This window comes from Pseudomonas sp. EYE_354, assembly GCF_023148575.1.
GTDB lineage: Bacteria > Pseudomonadota > Gammaproteobacteria > Pseudomonadales > Pseudomonadaceae > Aquipseudomonas.
In genome coordinates, this window is sequence record NZ_JAHXNQ010000014.1 from 21,565 (window position 1) to 39,361 (window position 17,797).

17 protein-coding genes and 1 tRNA gene are annotated in these 17,797 nt (G+C 58.8%); 4 read left to right on the top strand and 14 right to left on the bottom strand.

Translation table 11 applies throughout. The features are described 5' to 3' along the window. Positions 1-28 precede the first annotated feature (28 nt). The 4 genes from KZX66_RS19080 to KZX66_RS19095 form a co-directional block, all read right to left on the bottom strand. On the bottom strand, positions 29-2,434 hold the full coding sequence (locus KZX66_RS19080) for a TonB-dependent receptor (RefSeq protein ID WP_248082184.1): 2,406 nt from the start codon (positions 2,432-2,434) through the stop codon (positions 29-31). A gap of 142 nt (positions 2,435-2,576) precedes the next feature. Further along, positions 2,577-3,014: a hypothetical protein gene (locus tag KZX66_RS19085; RefSeq protein WP_248082186.1), complete on the bottom strand. Its 438-nt coding sequence runs from the start codon at positions 3,012-3,014 to the stop codon at positions 2,577-2,579. A 57-nt stretch (positions 3,015-3,071) separates the two neighbouring features. After that, the gene (locus KZX66_RS19090; RefSeq protein ID WP_248082188.1) at positions 3,072-4,352 is read right to left on the bottom strand and encodes an ATP-binding protein; all 1,281 of its coding nucleotides are present in this window, start codon (positions 4,350-4,352) and stop codon (positions 3,072-3,074) included. After that, positions 4,349-5,032 (bottom strand): response regulator transcription factor, encoded by a 684-nt coding sequence (locus KZX66_RS19095; RefSeq protein ID WP_248082189.1) that lies wholly within the window; start codon positions 5,030-5,032, stop codon positions 4,349-4,351. Before KZX66_RS19095 ends, KZX66_RS19090 begins: the two co-directional genes overlap by 4 nt. Before the next feature lie 166 nt (positions 5,033-5,198). Between KZX66_RS19095 and bamA the strand changes: the two genes are divergently transcribed. Further along, entirely contained in the window at positions 5,199-7,565 is a 2,367-nt protein-coding gene (bamA, locus tag KZX66_RS19100; protein WP_248082191.1) for an outer membrane protein assembly factor BamA, read from the top strand. Positions 7,566-7,671: 106 nt separating this feature from the next. Then, positions 7,672-8,469 carry a lipopolysaccharide biosynthesis protein gene (locus tag KZX66_RS19105; protein ID WP_248082515.1) on the top strand — a complete coding sequence of 266 codons (798 nt, stop codon included), beginning with the start codon at positions 7,672-7,674 and terminating at the stop codon, positions 8,467-8,469. A gap of 254 nt (positions 8,470-8,723) precedes the next feature. On the opposite strand, the gene KZX66_RS19110 is transcribed toward KZX66_RS19105, so the two are convergent. The 9 genes from KZX66_RS19110 to thrS all read right to left on the bottom strand — a co-directional run bounded on the left by KZX66_RS19110 (position 8,724) and on the right by thrS (position 16,180). Then, positions 8,724-8,800: transfer RNA gene (locus KZX66_RS19110), tRNA-Pro, on the bottom strand. A gap of 90 nt (positions 8,801-8,890) precedes the next feature. Then, positions 8,891-9,247 (bottom strand): MerR family transcriptional regulator, encoded by a 357-nt coding sequence (locus KZX66_RS19115; protein WP_003174972.1) that lies wholly within the window; start codon positions 9,245-9,247, stop codon positions 8,891-8,893. Further along, positions 9,228-9,530: an integration host factor subunit alpha gene (gene ihfA, locus KZX66_RS19120; protein ID WP_002553164.1), complete on the bottom strand. Its 303-nt coding sequence runs from the start codon at positions 9,528-9,530 to the stop codon at positions 9,228-9,230. The genes KZX66_RS19115 and ihfA overlap by 20 nt, the downstream gene beginning before the upstream one ends. A gap of 3 nt (positions 9,531-9,533) precedes the next feature. Then, positions 9,534-11,912, bottom strand: coding sequence for a phenylalanine--tRNA ligase subunit beta (gene pheT / locus KZX66_RS19125; RefSeq protein WP_248082193.1), 2,379 nt, complete (start codon positions 11,910-11,912; stop codon positions 9,534-9,536). Between the two features lie 26 nt (positions 11,913-11,938). Continuing rightward, a complete protein-coding gene (pheS, locus tag KZX66_RS19130; RefSeq protein ID WP_247395785.1) occupies positions 11,939-12,955 on the bottom strand; it encodes a phenylalanine--tRNA ligase subunit alpha in 1,017 nt (338 codons plus the stop codon). Positions 12,956-13,064: 109 nt separating this feature from the next. Then, a complete protein-coding gene (gene rplT / locus KZX66_RS19135; protein WP_005789679.1) occupies positions 13,065-13,421 on the bottom strand; it encodes a 50S ribosomal protein L20 in 357 nt (118 codons plus the stop codon). 30 nt (positions 13,422-13,451) lie between these two features. Beyond that, positions 13,452-13,646 (bottom strand): 50S ribosomal protein L35, encoded by a 195-nt coding sequence (gene rpmI / locus KZX66_RS19140; RefSeq protein ID WP_002553160.1) that lies wholly within the window; start codon positions 13,644-13,646, stop codon positions 13,452-13,454. Between the two features lie 60 nt (positions 13,647-13,706). Then, a complete protein-coding gene (infC, locus tag KZX66_RS19145) occupies positions 13,707-14,258 on the bottom strand; it encodes a translation initiation factor IF-3 (RefSeq protein ID WP_015884933.1) in 552 nt (183 codons plus the stop codon). Further along, positions 14,258-16,180, bottom strand: a complete 1,923-nt coding sequence (thrS, locus tag KZX66_RS19150; protein WP_248082195.1) for a threonine--tRNA ligase — start codon at positions 16,178-16,180, stop codon at positions 14,258-14,260. Before thrS ends, infC begins: the two co-directional genes overlap by 1 nt. A 353-nt stretch (positions 16,181-16,533) precedes the next feature. Here thrS and KZX66_RS19155 point away from each other — a divergent pair, with 353 nt between their 5' ends. Together KZX66_RS19155 and KZX66_RS19160 are read left to right on the top strand one after the other, a co-directional pair. Further along, positions 16,534-16,848 carry a hypothetical protein gene (locus KZX66_RS19155; protein WP_248082196.1) on the top strand — a complete coding sequence of 105 codons (315 nt, stop codon included), beginning with the start codon at positions 16,534-16,536 and terminating at the stop codon, positions 16,846-16,848. Between the two features lie 289 nt (positions 16,849-17,137). Further along, entirely contained in the window at positions 17,138-17,350 is a 213-nt protein-coding gene (locus tag KZX66_RS19160; protein ID WP_003179963.1) for a cold-shock protein, read from the top strand. 73 nt (positions 17,351-17,423) lie between these two features. On the opposite strand, the gene KZX66_RS19165 is transcribed toward KZX66_RS19160, so the two are convergent. Then, on the bottom strand, positions 17,424-17,744 hold the full coding sequence (locus tag KZX66_RS19165) for an I78 family peptidase inhibitor (RefSeq protein WP_248082198.1): 321 nt from the start codon (positions 17,742-17,744) through the stop codon (positions 17,424-17,426). Between the last annotated feature and the right edge of the window lie 53 nt (positions 17,745-17,797).

The window sequence follows — 17,797 nt, forward strand, 5'->3', positions numbered from 1 at the left end:
GCCCCATAAAGCCTATTGATTGCAACGTTTAGAAGTCGACCGTGGCCGACAGCAGGTAGGTACGTGGCGTCGACAAGGTCAACCCCGGCTCGCTGTCATCCGAGGCACCCGCCGAACTCCAGTAGCGTTTGTCGGCAACGTTCTCCACATTCGCGCGCAAGGTCACGTGCTTGTCATCCACCTTGAATGCATAGCGTGCGCCGACGTCGATGCGGTTCCAGGCGTCGATTTCCTTGACGTTGGACGGGTCCAGGTATTGGGAACTGGAATGGATGCCACGGCTGGTCAGGGTCAGGCCTTCGAGGGTCGGCACATCCCATTCGGCGCCAAGATTGACGTTGTACTTGGGGGTGGCCGGCGCGCGGTTGCCGTCGTAGGTGCCGTTGGTGGTGTCCTTGAGCGTGCTGTCGATGTACATCACGCCGCCGAGCAAACGCACGCCCTTGAGCGGTTCGCCGAACAGACTCAGCTCGGCACCGGTGTTCTGGCGTTTGCCGTTGGGGCCGAACAGCCGCGTGGTGGCGTTGGTCTCGTAGGCCGGCTGCTTGATGCGGAACACCGCGGCGGTCACGGCGAAGGCACCGGCGTCGTATTTGGCGCCCACTTCCAGCTGGCGGCTGATAAACGGCGGGAAGATCTGGTCTTCGTTACTCGAGGTGGACGGTGCGATTTTGCCCTGGCTCAGGCCTTCCATGTAGTTGGCGTACAGCGACAGCTCATCGGTGGCCTTGAACAGCAGCCCGCCCGACGGCGAGATTTTTTCTTCGTCGTAGTTGGTTTTGCCTTTGATGCCATCGCTCCAGTCGTCGACGATCACGCGTTGCCAGCGCGCGCCAAGGGTGAGCAGCAGGCGGTCATCGAAGAAGCCCAGGGTGTCGGACAAGGCTACGCCGCTGAATTTATTCTCGGTGTACACCTTGGCATCCTGGCGCGTGGCCACGCTCGGCGTCGGGGTTTGTACAGGGTTGTAGAGGTTGCTCGTGGCGTTCGCGTAACGCGCACCGCCGTTGGTGAAGTCCATATAAAAGTAGCTGGCGGCCAGGTTGACCTCGTGGCTCACCGGCCCGGTGTGGAACCAGTTACGCACGCCGGCCGTGGCGGTCTGCACGTTTTCATCGCGGGTAAAATCCCGCGGCGACACGGTGAACGCGCCGGCGGCATTGCTGACCGACACCGCATGGCGCAGGAACTCGTGGTTACTTTTACGCGCGCCCACACCGCCGTAGAGCATTAGCGAATCACTGAGGTCATATTCGGCATTCACCGTGCCGAAGGTGTCCTTGGTGCGGGCCTTGGTCCAGGACTGCGCGTAGTTGCGGCGCACATCGTTGGCACTCGGCACCGGCGCAGCGGCGGCCACTTGCACACGTTCCTGCGGCGCATCGGTGTCGCGCTCGGTGCGGCCGATGTCGGTGGACAGGCGCAGGCGCTCGCCACGGAAATCCAGGCCCAGCACGGCCATCTCACGGTCGACACTCTGATGGTCCCACTCGGTATCACCGGACTGCTTCACGCCGTTGAAGCGCAGGCCGAATTTGTTGTCCTCGCCAAAGCGCCGCCCCACATCCACCGCGCCGCCAGCCTGGCTGCCGGAGGCCCAGGTGCCGGTAAGTGACGTGATGTCCTTATCGGTGGCGCGCTTGGGCACCACGTTGATGCCGCCGCCCACGCTGCCGCGCGGCGAGATGCCATTGATCAACTGGGTGGGGCCTTTGAAGATGTCGACGCGGTCGGCCATTTCCATGTCGATGGTGTAGGTCGGCAATACGCCGTAGAGGCCGTTGTAGGACACATCACTGTTGAACAGGCTGAAGCCGCGAATGGTGAACTGCTCGTAACGCCCACCGGCCGGGTTGGTGGCGCGTACCGAGGGGTCGCTGTTGATCAGGTCGCCGAGGGTGCGCGCCTGCTGGTTCTTCACCGCATCGGCGGTGTAGGTGGTCATGCTGAACGGGGTTTCCATAAAGTCCCGGGTGCCCAGCAAACCTTGGGAGCCACGCCGTGCCACTTGCCCGCCGGCGTAAGCATCGCCATCGGCTAGGCCGGTGGTGCCGAGAATCGATGTAGGCGCCAGTTCCAGGCTGCTGCCCTCCGGCGCCGGCATCAGCCTGTAGGCCTGCTCGCCCACCGGCTGCAGTTGCAGACCGGACCCTTGCAGCAAGCGCGTAAAGCCCTCCTCCACACCGTACTCGCCGGACAACCCGCTGCTGCTGCGCCCGCTGACCAGCGCCGGGTCCACCGACAGGTTGACCCCCGCCAGGCCGGCGAAGCGGGTCAATGCCGCGGTGAGGCTGCCGGCCGGTACTTGATAGTTGCGGCGGGTGGCAATGTCTTCGGCAAAACTTAGGGGGACGAACAGCGGGCTGGCGCTGAGGCTCAGCATCAGGCTCAGTTTGAGCAACGGGCGCAAGCGCAAAGGAAGGACTGCGGGCATTGGGGGAAGCTCTCGATTTTATTCACTTACCTGGAATGACAGGCGAGGTGAAAAAAGGGGACAGGCTTCAACCCTTATTTTTTAGCCCACGGGCACTTCCGGCCTGGTTTGGCCATTGGGGAGCAGGATTACGCCGTATTTATTAATGCTCGGCCGAATAGATGATGGTCTGCGCGCTGTCTTGCGCGACGGCTCGCCGGGTGAAGTAGGTGTCGCCTTCATCGGTCAGAATTTCATAGTCGACGGTGCGCGTGGCGCTTGCGTGTTTGATGATCTTCAGCACGCGCTGGAATTTCACGCTTTGCGTGCCGTTCTGATCCGGCCCGGTGAGGACGCTGACACTCTGGAACCAGCCGGCGTTTTTTTTGCCGCCCACCAGGGCGCCGGTCATCGCCTCGAAGCGCTCCAGCCGGGTGAAGCCCCACAGCGTCTGTTCCTTCACGCTTGCGCCCGGTGTCGCGGCGCCGGTGAACACAAACAGATTGATCGCCGGGCTGTCTTCGCAAAAAAAGTCGTATGGCACCAGGCCGTCGACCATCTTTTTGCCGGGCACGAAGCCTTTTTTATGCACCTGAAACATCGCCACCTCCACTCGCTCAATGGCGGCAAGTGTAATCAGGCGTGACGTACAGGGCGGTCAAGCCAATGTAATATCGTGTAAAGATCGCGCGCTGTGCAGGTCGATCTCCACCGTCAGCCCACCGCCCGCCTCGTTGCGTGCGGCAATGTTGCCGCCATGCATATGCACGGCCCTGGCCGCGATGGCCAACCCCAGACCGAAGCCGACGCTGGTGTCCCCGGCACCGCGCTCAAACGGCTGGAAGATGCTCTGCAGCCGGCAGTCTTCTATGCCGGGGCCCTGATCGGTGATCTGCACCCGCAGGCGACTGGCGTCTTCGCTGATCTGGGCCGAGACCCTCACGGTGGTGCCGGGGCGGGTGTAGCGCACGGCGTTGCGGATCACGTTTTCGAAGCAGCGGTACAACAACTCGCCACTGGCATACGCGATAAACGGCGGACACGCCTGCAATTGCACACGACAGCCTTTGATGCCGGCTTCGAACTGCGCGTCTTCGACAATCATCGCCAGCAGCTCGACGATATCCACCGGTTCGCGCTCGATGCTTTCGGGCCGCCCCTGCAGGCGGGCCAGGGTCAACAGAGCTTCGATCAGGGTGTCCATGCGCTCGGACTCACGCTCGATGCGTTCGAGCATTTCCAGGCGAGTGGCGTCCTGACGCAACAGGCCGATGGCGGCCCGCAGCCGCGTCAACGGCGAGCGCAGTTCATGGGAGATGTCGTGCAACAGGTGCTGCTGGGCCTGCACTAGAACTTTCAACTGGTTGGCCATCCGGTCGCAGTCTTCGGCCAGGTCGACGATTTCATCGCGGCGCTTGCCCATCGCCGGCTTGACCCGTGTTTCAAAGCGTCCCTGGGCCGCATCGCTCATCGCCCGTCGCAGGTACGCCAGCGGCCAGGCCAGGTAATACGCCATGTAGCCGCTGAACAGCGCGCTCATCAGCGTGCCGATCAGTAGCGGCGTGTGCGGCCAGGGCCGGCCCCGCTCATCGGGCGCATGGGTGGAGCGAATCGACAGCGTCCGGCCGTCCTTGCTGATCACCGCGCGCTCATAGACCGGCTGCGCGACGGGCAAACCCGCGAGCAGTTGGCCGGCGCTGTCGTAGACGCCGATGGCCTCGTCCGGAGGATGCTCCCAAACGCTCAGGAGTTGCCCGGCCGCCTCAACGCCGAACTGCTGCAACAAGCGCTCCTGGGCCGCCAGGATCGTTTGCACATGCGGGTCGCCCGGGCGGAACCGGCCCAGTTCCAGCACGCCGACCCCCACCAGAAACGTCAGGGTGGTGGCCAGCCAGAAGGCCAGGAACAGTTTCCAGAACAGCAGGCTGGGCTTGCTCATTCAGCGATCAACAGGTAGCCGAGGCCACGTACACTTTGGATCCAGGCCTTGGCGTCCGGACGTGGTCCGAGTTTTTGCCGAATGCTGCTGATGTGCACGTCGATGCGCCGGTCGTAGCGGGTCAGCGGGCAGCCCAGAGCATTGAGGGACAGGTCTTTTTTGCTCACCACTTGGCCGGCACTGCGGGCCAGTTCTTCGAGCAGGCTGAATTCGGTGCTGGTCACACCCAGTTCGACGCCGTGCCACAGGGCCTGACGCTTGCCCGGCCACAACACCAGCGCGCCGGTCCTGATCACTTCCGAGGTGGCCTGGCCCGCCGGCTGCACCCGGCGCATGATCGCCCGCAGGCGGGCGACCAGTTCACCGGGTGAGCTGGGCTTGGGTACGTAATCGTCGGCGCCCAGTTCCAGGCCGCTGATCCGGTCGATGTTGTCACCCCGGGCCGTGAGCAACACCACGGGCACCTGGCTGACCATGCGGATGCGCCGCAGCACCTCGATGCCCGAGCGCCGGGGCAGCATGACGTCCAGCACTACGATGCTGTAGCGCCCCGACAGCGCATGCACCTCGCCCTCCTCGCCGGTGTGCACAGCGGTGGCCTCGAAGCCTTCATTCGCCAGGTATTGGCTCAGCATTCCAGTCAGTTCCTGGTCATCGTCGACCAACAGTACGGAGATCATCACGGGCTCATCAGTGGAAGGTTGAACATTATCGGCCTTGCCTGGCGCCGGCAGGCCAACCTTTACCTAACTTGACACTTGGTTAACCGCATCAAACGCAGCACGCTCTTAAGCTGGACGTTCACCCGTCCGGCCGCGCCGGCGCTGTATTCTGGAAAAGATCTTGATGAATTTTTCGCGCCTGCTCTGCTCGGTTGCGCTGCTGCTCAATGCCTCAATGGCACTCGCCCAAGGCTTCAAAATCTCGGACATTCGCATCAACGGCCTGCAACGGGTCTCTGCGGGCAGCGTGTTTGGCGCTTTGCCGTTGAACGTCGGCGACGAAGTCGACGACCGGCGCCTGGTGGACTCAACCCGCGCGCTGTTCAGGACCGGGTTCTTCCAGGACATCCAACTGGGCCGCGAAGGCGATGTGCTGATCATCAATGTAGTCGAGCGACCGTCGGTTGCCAGTATCGAGTTCGACGGCAACAAGGCGATTTCGACCGACGATCTGATGAAAGGCTTGAAGCAGTCCGGCCTGGCCGAGGGCGAGATATTCCAACGGGCCACCCTCGAAGGGGTGCGCAACGAGTTGCAACGCCAGTACGTCGCCCAGGGCCGTTACTCGGCTTCGGTCGACACCGAGGTGGTGCCGCAGCCGCGCAATCGGGTCGGGGTGAAGATCACGATCAATGAAGGCGAAGTGGCGTCAATCCAGCACATCAATGTGGTGGGCAATACGGTATTCCCCGACGAGGTGCTGACCGACCAGTTCACCCTCAAGACCAGCAACTGGCTGTCATTTTTCAAGAACGACGACAAATACGCGCGGGAGAAACTCTCCGGTGACCTGGAACGGTTGCGCTCCTACTACCTGGACCGTGGCTATATCAACATGGATATCGCCTCGACCCAGGTCTCCATGACGCCGGACAAGAAGCACGTGTACATCACCGTGAACATCCAGGAAGGCCGCAAATACACAGTGCGCGCGGTAACGCTCAGTGGTGAGCTGAAAGTCCCCGAGGACCAGGTCACGTCCCTGCTGCTGGTGCAAAAGGGCCAGGTGTTCTCACGCAAGTTGATGACCACCACATCTGACTTGATTACCCGTCGCCTGGGCAACGAGGGCTACACCTTCGCCAACGTCATCGGCACCCCCCAGGTGCATGAAGCGGACAGCACGGTGGACATCACCTTCAGCATCGACCCAGGCAAGCGGGCCTACGTGAATCGCATCAACTTCCGTGGCAACACCAAGACCGACGACCAGGTGCTGCGCCGCGAGATGCGCCAGATGGAAGGCGGCTGGGCCTCGACTTACCTGATCGACCAATCGAAGGTGCGCCTCGAGCGCCTGGGGTACTTCAAGGAAGTGAATGTGCAGACCCCGGCGGTGGCGGGCGTGGATGATCAGCTGGATGTGAACTACGCCGTGGAAGAACAAGCGTCCGGCTCGATTACCGCCAGCGTCGGGTTTGCCCAGAGTTCGGGGCTGATCCTCGGCGGCTCGATCAGCCAGAACAACTTCCTCGGCACCGGCAACTCCGCCAGCCTGGGACTGACCCGTTCGTCCTACCAGAGCAAGTACAACATCGGCTTTACCGACCCCTACTTCACCACTGATGGGGTCAGCCTGGGTTACAACGCGTTCTACAGCAAGACTGACTACAACAAGTACTACGATGATGGCGTTTCCTATTACGCCATCAACAGTTTTGGCCTGGGCACTACCCTGGGCTACCCGATCAACGAAACCTCGCGCCTGAGTTTCGGCCTGACCGCGCAACACGACAGCATTGAACCCGGCACCTACAGCGCCGACGAGATCTACGATTTTGTCGACCGCGAAGGCAAGCAATTCACCAATTTCAAGGCCAACCTGGGCTGGTCGGAATCGACGCTGAACAAGGGCGTACTGGCCACACGCGGCCACTCGCAGAACCTCAACCTGATGGTGACCGTGCCCGGCAGCGACCTGAGCTTCTATAAAGTCGATTACACCGGGCAAGCCTATGTGCCGGTGAGCAACGACACCTCACTGCGCTTTCACACCAAACTTGGCTATGGCAATGGCTACGGCGCCACCGACGGGCTGCCCTTCTACGAAACCTATAGCGCCGGCGGCGAAGGCACGGTCCGCGGCTTTAAAAGCGGCACCCTCGGCCCCCGCAACACGCCGGCCACCGGTGCGTATTCAAGCGCTGGCCAAGCGTACTACTCGGACCGCGACACCGAAGCACTGGGCGGCAATATCCTGATCACAGGGGGCATGGAATACCTGTTTCCGGTGCCCTTTATCAAAGACAACCGTTCGGTGCGTACTTCGGTGTTCTGGGATGTGGGCACGGTGTATTCGGACAAGTGCTACCTGAGCACCACCCAGGGCTGCGGCAGTGTGGACTTGAGCCAGATGGCCAGTTCGGTGGGCGTGGGGCTGACCTGGTACAGCCCGCTGGGGCCGCTGAGTGTGAATTTCGCATATCCGATTCGCACCCCTGAGAACGCGGACAAGCAGGTGTTCCAGTTCTCCATCGGGCAAACGTTCTGACAGTACCGCTGCGTATCGTTTTTTTTACAAAGAAACCCTCAATCAAAAATGTGGTCCGCTAAATAAGCCCCTTAACGTCATTACTGGGTTGGATCACATGAAACCAATGCCCCGAACTGATGCAGAGCGTTCACCAGCACCCCTGCAGGACCTGACCCCACATGATTTTGAAAGCTGCCGGAACATCGAATCGGGCGCGGTGTTTATCATCGCCTCGGGGGCTTCGGCCAAGTCGTTTCCCCTCGAAACCTTCGCGCACGTGCCGATGATCACCATGAATGGTGCGATTTCGATGTTTTTGAACACCGACGTCAAACCGTATTTCTACGCCTGTACCGATAAGAGCTTTTCCGAACAGCAGCCGGGTTTATTCAAATACGCCATGGCTAACAGCCAAAGAGTCGCGCTGTGGGAAGACCATGTGCGCGCAGCAGGCATCCGCCCGGCCGGCGCGTTTTACCCGCTGTCCAAGGCTGAAAGGCCGTCCTGGCTCGACGCGTTAATGGGCCGAAACGAGGCCTTGGTTGCCGATCACTCGCTACTGCCACTGCGCAAACGCCCCATTGGGTTTAGCAAGGACATGGGCGAAGGGTTTTTTGATGCGCGGACGGTGGCGTATCTGGCGATACAACTGGCGTTTCATTTGGGCTTCAATCAGGTTTTTCTGGTGGGCGTTGACCTGCGGGAAAACGCCGGCAGGTTTTACGAAAGCGCCGACTCAGCCAACTCGCCCTGCGGGCTCGACCAGCACTATCACACACGTATTCTGCCGTCGCTTGAGCTGATGGCCGAGAAGGTGATCAGTGATGACTTCAGGGTTTACAACTTGTCAGAGGGTTCGAGGATTCCGCAGAGCGTTGTGCCGCGGTTATCACTTGAGCACGTGGAGGCAATGCTCAAGTGAGCAGGCCAAGGGCTCACCAGCCGGTCGTTCAGCCGTTAGCAGTCGACGGTCTCTGAGAGTCAACAGGTGCGCGGGTAGGTCCACACTTTTCAAGTGCATGGAGTGTAACCTTGCATTCTCTAAGCTCTTTAACCCTGCATCCGAGCGCCATGGGCCAGCGCGCCTGAATTCACAGCCCGGTCACTGTCCGACTGCCAAATCGCAGACATGAAAAAGCCCAATCTTTTCAGATTGGGCTAAGTCATTGAAAAATATGGTCGGGACGGAGTGATTCGAACACTCGACCCCTAGCACCCCATGCTAGTGCGCTACCGGACTGCGCTACGCCCCGACTAGGCGTGTTACTGGGTTTGCTTCGCAACGAAGCGATCAGGAATATACCGCAAGCTTTTGAAATGTGGAAGTATTTTAAAAGCTTCTGTCACTTCTTCAAAACCACCAGCACATCTTCGAGTTCGGAGATCATCTGGCGGATCAGCTGCTTGTACTGGGTGGTGTCGTCTTTGGCTTCATCACCGGACATGCGCTGGCGTGCGCCGCTGATGGTGAATCCCTGGTCGTACAGCAACGCGCGGATCTGTCGGATCATCAGCACATCCTGGCGCTGATAATACCGACGGTTGCCAGTGCGTTTGACGGGGTTGAGTTGAGGAAATTCCTGCTCCCAATAGCGCAGCACGTGCGGTTTTACCGCACATAACTCGCTGACTTCACCAATGGTGAAGTAGCGTTTGCCTGGGATGACGGGTAGCTCGTCGTTATGACTTGGTTCCAGCATAAGCCTCAACTCGGGCCTTCAACTTCTGCCCTGGACGAAAGGTGACCACACGGCGAGCCGTGATCGGGATTTCTTCTCCCGTTTTTGGATTGCGGCCAGGCCGCTGGCGTTTGTCCCGCAGGTCAAAATTGCCGAAGCCGGACAATTTGACCTGTTCGTTGTCTTCCAGAGCGTGTCTGATCTCTTCAAAAAACAGCTCGACCAATTCCTTGGCCTCGCGCTTGTTCAGACCCAACTCTTCGTACAGACGTTCCGCCATCTCAGCTTTCGTCAAAGCCCCCATACGTCACTTCCTTAACGTGGCGTTCAACCTTTGTTCGAGCGAGGTGAGGATATTTTGTGTCGTGGTATTCACCTCATCGTCATTAAGAGTGCGCGATGGATGCTGCCAGGTCAAGCCAACCGCGAGGCTTTTTCTATGCGGATCAATGCCTTTACCCTGATAGACGTCAAATAGCCTGAGGTCTGTCAGCCATTCCCCTGCATTTTCACGGATTACATCCAGAACGGCAGTGGCGGCGACTTCACGGTCGGCGATCAGGGCCAGGTCGCGACGCACTTCAGGGAAGCGCGACAGCTCGCTGAATTTAGGCATCTTGCCCGAGGCCACTTCAGCCAACACCAGCTCGAAAACGAAGACTGGACGGTCAAGACCCAAGGTTTTCGACAGCTCCGGGTGAATAGCACCGACGAAGCCGACCAGGCGACCTTCACGCTCGATACGCGCAGTCTGGCCAGGGTGCAGCGCGGGGTGGCTGCCTGGGACAAACGTGAACGCATCCAATGCACCCGCAAAGCCCAGCACCGCTTCGACGTCAGCCTTGACGTCGAAGAAGTCCACGGCATCGCGGCCTTGTGCCCAGCCTTCCGGCAGACGGCTGCCGCACACCACACCTGCGAGCATCGGCTCCTGCTTCAAACCGTCCAACTGACCGACGAAACGCAAGCCGCTTTCAAACATGCGCACGCGGTCTTGCTGGCGGTTCAGGTTGTGGGACAGTGCCTTGACCAGGCCCGGCCACAACGAAGAACGCATGGCGGCCATGTCGTTGGAAATCGGGTTGGCCAGCAACAGCGGTTCGACGCCTGGGTTGAACAGTTCGAACTGCTTAGGATCGATAAAGCTGTAGGTCACCGCTTCCTGATAACCACGGGCAACCAACAGACGGCGCAGCTCAGGCAAATGCGCACGCGCCTCGGCCTTGGGTTGCGGGGCCAGACGCGCTTGCGGATAACGAACCGGCAGGCGGTTGTAGCCATACAGGCGCGCCAGTTCTTCGATCAGGTCAACTTCCAGGCTGATGTCAAAACGATGACTTGGCACTTCGACGTGCCACTGCCCCGCTTCACCAGCAGAAATACCAAGGCCGAGGGCCGACAGCAATTGCTCGATTTCAGCAGGCTCGATTACCAGGCCGAGCATTTGCTCAACGCTCTTGGCGCGCAAGGTGATCGGCGCCACGGACGGCAGGTATTGTTCGCTGACGGTTTCAGTGATCGGGCCGGCTTCACCGCCGGTGATCTCCAGCAGCAGGCCAGTGGCGCGCTCCATGGCTTCACGGGCCAGCTTCCAGTCCACGCCACGCTCATAGCGGTGCGAAGCATCGGTGTGCAGGCCGTAGGAACGGGCTTTGCCGGCGATGGCGATCTGGTCGAAGAATGCGCTTTCAAGGAACACGTCGCGCGTGGTCGCGGACACACCGCTGTGCTCGCCGCCCATCACGCCGGCAATCGCCAGGGCGCGGGAGTGGTCGGCAATGACCAGAGTATCGGCACGCAGGGCTACTTCCTGGCCGTCGAGCAGCACCAGCTTCTCGCCCTCTTCTGCCATGCGTACGCGGATGCCGCCGTTGATTTCGGCGAGATCGAATGCGTGCAGCGGTTGGCCCAGCTCCAGCATCACGTAGTTGGTGATGTCGACAGCGGCGTCGATGCTGCGCACGTCAGCGCGACGCAGACGCTCAACCATCCATAATGGGGTGGGTTTTGACAGGTCAACGTTACGGATCACACGTCCCAGATAACGAGGGCAGGCATTGGGTGCCAGCACTTCGATCGGACGCACTTCATCGTGCACTGCGGACACCGTCGCCACTACTGGACGAGTGACCGGAACGTTGTACAACGCGCCCACTTCACGGGCCAGACCTGCCAGGGACAGGCAATCGCCGCGGTTCGGAGTCAGGTCGACCTCAATGCTTGCGTCTTCCAGCTCCAGATAAACACGGATGTCCTGCCCCACCGGTGCGTCGGCCGGCAGTTCCATCAGGCCATCATTGCCCTCGCCGACCTGCAGCTCAGCCTGGGAGCACAGCATGCCGTTGGACTCAACACCACGCAGCTTGGCCTTCTTGATCTTGAAGTCGCCCGGCAGTTCGGCACCGATCATGGCGAACGGGATCTTCAGGCCCGGGCGCACGTTCGGCGCTCCGCACACGACCTGAAAGGTTTGCGCGCCATCGCTGACCTGGCACACACGCAATTTGTCAGCATCCGGGTGCTGCTCGGTGCTCAGCACCTCGCCCACGACCACGCCGCTGAATACACCGGCGGCCGGCGTCACGCCATCGACCTCAAGACCGGCCATCGACAGACGAGCAACCAGCGCGTCTCGATCTACCTGCGGGCTTACCCAGCCACGCAGCCATTGTTCACTGAATTTCATCCTGCTCTCCTAAAGATTCGTTACGACTAGCGAAATTGCGCGAGGAACCGCAAGTCGTTGTCGAAGAACAGACGCAAGTCGTTCACGCCGTAACGCAGCATGGCCAGACGTTCAACGCCCATGCCGAAGGCAAAGCCCGAGAACTCTTCCGGGTCAATCCCGGACATACGCAGCACGTTCGGGTGAACCATGCCGCAGCCCATCACTTCCAGCCAGCCGGTCTGTTTGCAGACACGGCAGCCTTTACCGCTGCACATCACGCATTCCATATCGACTTCAGCGGACGGTTCAGTGAACGGGAAGAACGATGGACGGAAACGTACCGCCAACTCTTTTTCAAAGAACACCCGCAGGAATTCTTCGATGGTGCCCTTGAGGTCGGCAAAGTTGATATCACGATCTACCAACAGGCCTTCGACCTGGTGGAACATCGGCGAGTGGGTGATATCGGAGTCGCTGCGGTACACACGGCCTGGGCAGACGATGCGGATCGGCGGCTTGTTCGCTTCCATGGTGCGGACCTGGACCGGAGAGGTATGGGTGCGCAGCAGCATGTTCGCGTTGAAATAGAAGGTGTCGTGCATCGACCGGGCCGGGTGATGGCCTGGGATGTTGAGCGCCTCGAAGTTGTGATAGTCGTCTTCGACCTCAGGGCCTTCGGCAATACCGTAGCCGATGTGGGTGAAGAACTGCTCGATACGTTCCAGAGTCCGGGTGATCGGATGCAGACCGCCCGAGGCCTGGCCACGGCCGGGCAAGGTGACGTCAATGGACTCGGCGGCGAGCTTGGCCGCAAGTTCGGCCTCCTCGAGCGACGCCTTGCGTGCATTGAGTACCTCTGTGACGCGCTCCTTGGCGACGTTGATCAGCGCACCGACCTGCGGACGCTCTTCAGCCGGCAAATTCCCCAGGGTCTTCATCACCTGAGTCAATTCACCTTTTTTGCCAAGGTAGTGAACCCGGATTTGCTCCAGGGCATTGATATCTTCAGCGCTTTGCACAGCCTCAAGAGCTTGAGCAACGAGCGCGTCCAGGTTTTCCATGTACAGACTCCAGATACAAAATAGGGGAAGAGCTTGAAGGCTCTTCCCCTATTTATGACGTTTACCACCTCAGGCTACAGGAGTAGCCCAGGGTGACTGTCGGGGGTACTTAAGCCAAAGAGGCTTTAGCTTTCTCGACAATCGCAGCAAACACCGCTTTTTCGTTCACGGCCAGTTCAGCCAGAACCTTACGGTCGATTTCGATGGACGCTTTTTTCAGACCGGCAATGAAACGGCTGTAGGACAGACCGTTAACACGAGCACCAGCGTTGATACGAGCGATCCACAGAGCGCGGAACTGACGTTTTTTCTGACGACGGTCACGGTAGGCGTATTGGCCGGCCTTGATTACCGCTTGCTTGGCAACACGGAATACGCGTGAACGCGCGCCGTAGTAGCCTTTAGCAAGTTTCAGAATTTTTTTGTGACGCTTACGGGCAATGACGCCACGCTTTACACGAGCCATGAGTTACTTCCTCTATTCTTGATCCAAAAATTAACGAAGGCGCAGCATGCGCTCGACTTTTGCCACGTCAGACGGATGCAGCAAGCTGCTACCGCGCAGTTGACGCTTACGCTTGGTCGACATTTTGGTCAGGATGTGGCTCTTGAAAGCGTGCTTGTGCTTGATACCGTTAGCAGTTTTCAGAAACCGCTTAGCAGCACCACTTTTAGTCTTCATCTTTGGCATGTTCGGATACTCCGCATTCAGTTGATAAACATAATCAGAAGGCCTGCCGTGCCCTGTTGATTACTTCTTCTTTTTCGGGGCGATGACCATGATCAGCTGGCGTCCTTCCATCTTAGGATGCTGTTCGACCGAACCGTACTCGAGCAGGTCAGCTTCAACCCGCTTGAGGAGTTCCATCCCCAGCTCCTGGTGGGCCATCTCACGGCCGCGGAATCGCAAGGATACCTTGGCCCTGTCCCCATCACTCAGGAAACGTACCAGGTTGCGCAGTTTTACCTGGTAATCCCCTTCCTCCGTCCCTGGACGAAACTTGATTTCTTTTACTTGAATCTGCTTCTGGTTTTTCTTCGCCGCGGCAACCTGTTTCTTCTTCTCGAAGATCGACTTGCCGTAGTCCATCACCCGGCATACGGGTGGGATTGCATCGGCGGAGATTTCCACCAGGTCCAATTTGGACTCTTCTGCAATACGAAGCGCTTCATCAATCGAGACGATGCCAATCTGCTCGCCGTCAGCGCCAATTAACCGAACCTCGCGTGCCGAGATATTCTCGTTGATCGGGGCTTTCGGTGCAGCTCGTTTATCTTGTCTCATTTCACGCTTAATAATAATTACTCCGAATCTGGGCGACCACGCCGGGAAACCGCTTGCGCGAGGAACTCAGCGAACTGGGCGACGGGCATCGAGCCCAGGTCAGCACCTTCACGAGTACGCACAGCGACAGTCTGCATCTCGACTTCCCGATCTCCGATAACCAAAAGATAGGGAACCTTGAGCAAAGTATGCTCGCGGATTTTAAAGCCGATCTTTTCATTTCTCAAGTCGGACTTGGCACGAAATCCGCTTTCATTGAGAGTTTTTTCAACTTCAGCGGCAAAATCTGCCTGTTTATCAGTGATATTCATGATCACTGCCTGGGTCGGAGCCAACCACGCGGGGAATGCGCCCTCGTAGTGCTCGATCAGGATACCGACGAAACGCTCGAACGAACCGAGGATCGCCCGGTGCAACATAACCGGGTGTTTACGGCTGTTGTCTTCGGAGACGTATTCGGCTCCCAGACGGATCGGCAGGTTAAAATCGAGCTGCAAGGTACCACATTGCCAGACACGGCCAAGGCAATCTTTCAGCGAGAACTCGATCTTAGGACCGTAAAAAGCGCCCTCGCCCGGCTGCAGATCGTACGAGAGGCCCGCACTGTCTAGCGCTGCGGCCAATGCCGCTTCAGCGCGGTCCCACAACTCATCGGAACCGACGCGTTTTTCCGGACGAGTGGACAGCTTCATTTCGACTTCGGTAAAGCCGAAATCGCGATACACATCCATGGTCAGCTTGATGAACGCAGCGGATTCAGCCTGCATCTGCTCTTCTGTGCAGAAGATGTGGGCATCATCCTGGGTAAAGCCGCGCACGCGCATAATGCCGTGCAACGCACCCGATGGCTCGTTACGGTGGCAGGCACCGAACTCGGCCAGACGCATCGGCAACTCGCGGTAGCTCTTCAGGCCCTGATTGAACACCTGCACGTGGCAAGGGCAGTTCATCGGTTTGATGGCGTAGTCGCGGTTTTCGGACTGAGTGGTGAACATGTTGTCGGCATAGTTGGCCCAATGCCCGGATTTTTCCCACAGGCTGCGATCAACGACCTGAGGCGTCTTGATTTCCAGGTAACCGTTGTCGCGCTGAACCTTGCGCATGTACTGCTCGAGCACCTGGTACAGGGTCCAGCCGTTCGGGTGCCAGAACACCATGCCCGGCGCTTCTTCCTGGAGGTGGAACAGGTTGAGGCGCTTGCCGATCTTGCGGTGGTCGCGCTTCTCGGCTTCTTCGATGCGCTGGATATAAGCGGCCAGCTGCTTCTTGTCAGCCCACGCGGTGCCGTAGATCCGCTGCAATTGTTCGTTCTTAGCATCGCCGCGCCAGTAGGCACCGGACAGCTTGGTCAGCTTGAACGACTTGAGGAAACGCGTGTTCGGCACGTGCGGGCCGCGGCACATGTCGACGTATTCTTCGTGGTAGTACAGGCCCATGGCCTGCTCTTCCGGCATGTCTTCGACCAGCCGCAGCTTGTAGTCTTCGCCACGAGCGGTGAACACATCGATCACCTCGGCGCGCGGGGTGACTTTTTTGATGACGTCGTAATCTTTTTCAATCAGCGCGTGCATGCGCTGCTCGATGGCCGCCAGGTCGTCCGGAGTGAAAGGACGCTCGTAGGCGATATCGTAATAGAAGCCTTCTTCGATAACCGGGCCGATCACCATCTTCGCGGTTGGGTACAACTGCTTGACCGCGTGGCCAATCAGATGCGCGCAGGAGTGGCGAATGATCTCCAGCCCCTCTTGATCCTTGGGCGTGATGATTTGCAGGCTGGCATCGGCGGTGATCAGGTCGCTGGCATCGACCAGTTTGCCGTCGACCTTACCGGCGACGGTGGCTTTGGCCAAGCCGGCACCAATGGATGCGGCGACCTCAGCGACAGAAACAGCATGATCGAATGAACGTTGGCTGCCATCGGGAAGAGTAATAGTTGGCATGGCGCCTCCTCTCCTAGTGGTGACCCCTACCAAAGGTCACGTGGGTTGGGATGAGCCAGTACAAGATCCAACACCAGGCCGTTCAATGCTGAACGCCTGCCTTACAGCGGCAGGAGCCTTTCGGCCAACCGATAATCGAACCAGAGTGACTGGAGTGAGCTAAAAAAACATGGCGAGGCGGCAAATGGCGCACCTGTAAAAGCCAGGCGGACGATGCTAGCACAGATGAACGGTCATCGCGCCGGCGGTGCCCTCTGTAAAGACAAAATAGCGGCAAAAGTGAACTTGGGCTGTACGCAGGCCCTCAAACCCCATGAGAATCGCCGTTTGTCCTCGAATCAAAGGAGCACTTCATGATGCGTTTTACCTCTACCCTCGCGCTCGCCGCCTCCCTGACCCTCCTTTCCCTCGGCGCGCAGGCTGCGGCACCATCGAACTGGCCTGCGGGCGCTCGTGACAGCTTCGTCAGCGACTGCAGCGCTGCCGCGAGCCAGAACGTGGACGTCAAAACGGCCAAAGCCCACTGCGAATGTGGCGCAGACAAAATCAACGCAGAATTGAGCACTGCCGAAATCAAAGAGCTGATGACCAATCAGAACGCCAGCCCTGAGCTCAAAAACAAAGCCGTGACCGCGATTTCGTCCTGCAAAGTTGTGAAGAAAAAGTAAGAACGACCAGCGATCAGGTGAGTTTTCAGGGCAAAAAACAGCCTGAAAACTGCCTTTTCTCACAAAATACACAGCTTTTACGGCTTTTTTTACGAGCTGATATTTCGCGCAAAAGCCCCGTAGATCGGGGCTTTCAGCCGAAGCAGGGATTGAACGCAACGCGATTGATTAGCAAACAATGCCTTGGGGGGGCTCCCAAGCCGAACATTTCGACTATGATAGCCCGGTGTGCCCAGTTGGCCTGAGCAGCACAGCACTACTGAAAATATATGTTTCTTGGAGATACACCATGTCTAATCGCCAAACCGGCACCGTTAAATGGTTCAACGATGAAAAAGGCTTCGGCTTCATCACTCCTCAAGGTGGCGGTGACGACCTGTTCGTACACTTCAAAGCTATCGAAAGCGACGGTTTCAAAAGCCTGAAAGAAGGCCAAACCGTTTCCTTCGTGGCTGAGAAAGGCCAAAAGGGTATGCAAGCTGCACAGGTTCGCCCAGAGTAATTCTGAGCTGAGCTAAAAAAACCCCGTCCAAGTGACGGGGTTTTTTATGGGTGTTGCAAAAGTCTCGGAACGATCAGCCGCAATTGACCCGTGTAATCACCAGATTGTCGTCGGTGTTCAGGTTCAAGCGGTCGGAGCGGTATTCCAGCGTGATCATATCGTTGGGCTTGAGGATCCGCGCGTTCTGCGCACCGGCGCGTGTACGGGCCTGATCCAGCAACTGGGGCGAAGCTTTCTGGCCGATGGTGAATTCAGCGGCCTTTGCCTCACAGCGGCTATGACCGGCATCGGTCACGGCGGCGTCTTTGGCTGGCTCAGAGGCACCCGGGGTGCTGCAACCCGCCAACGCGAGTGCTGCCAACAAAGTGCCGAATGATGCGAGCTTCCAAGGCATGAAGCCTCCTATGATTAAAAATGGACAGAGATCGTGCGACAGCGGTGTAACGG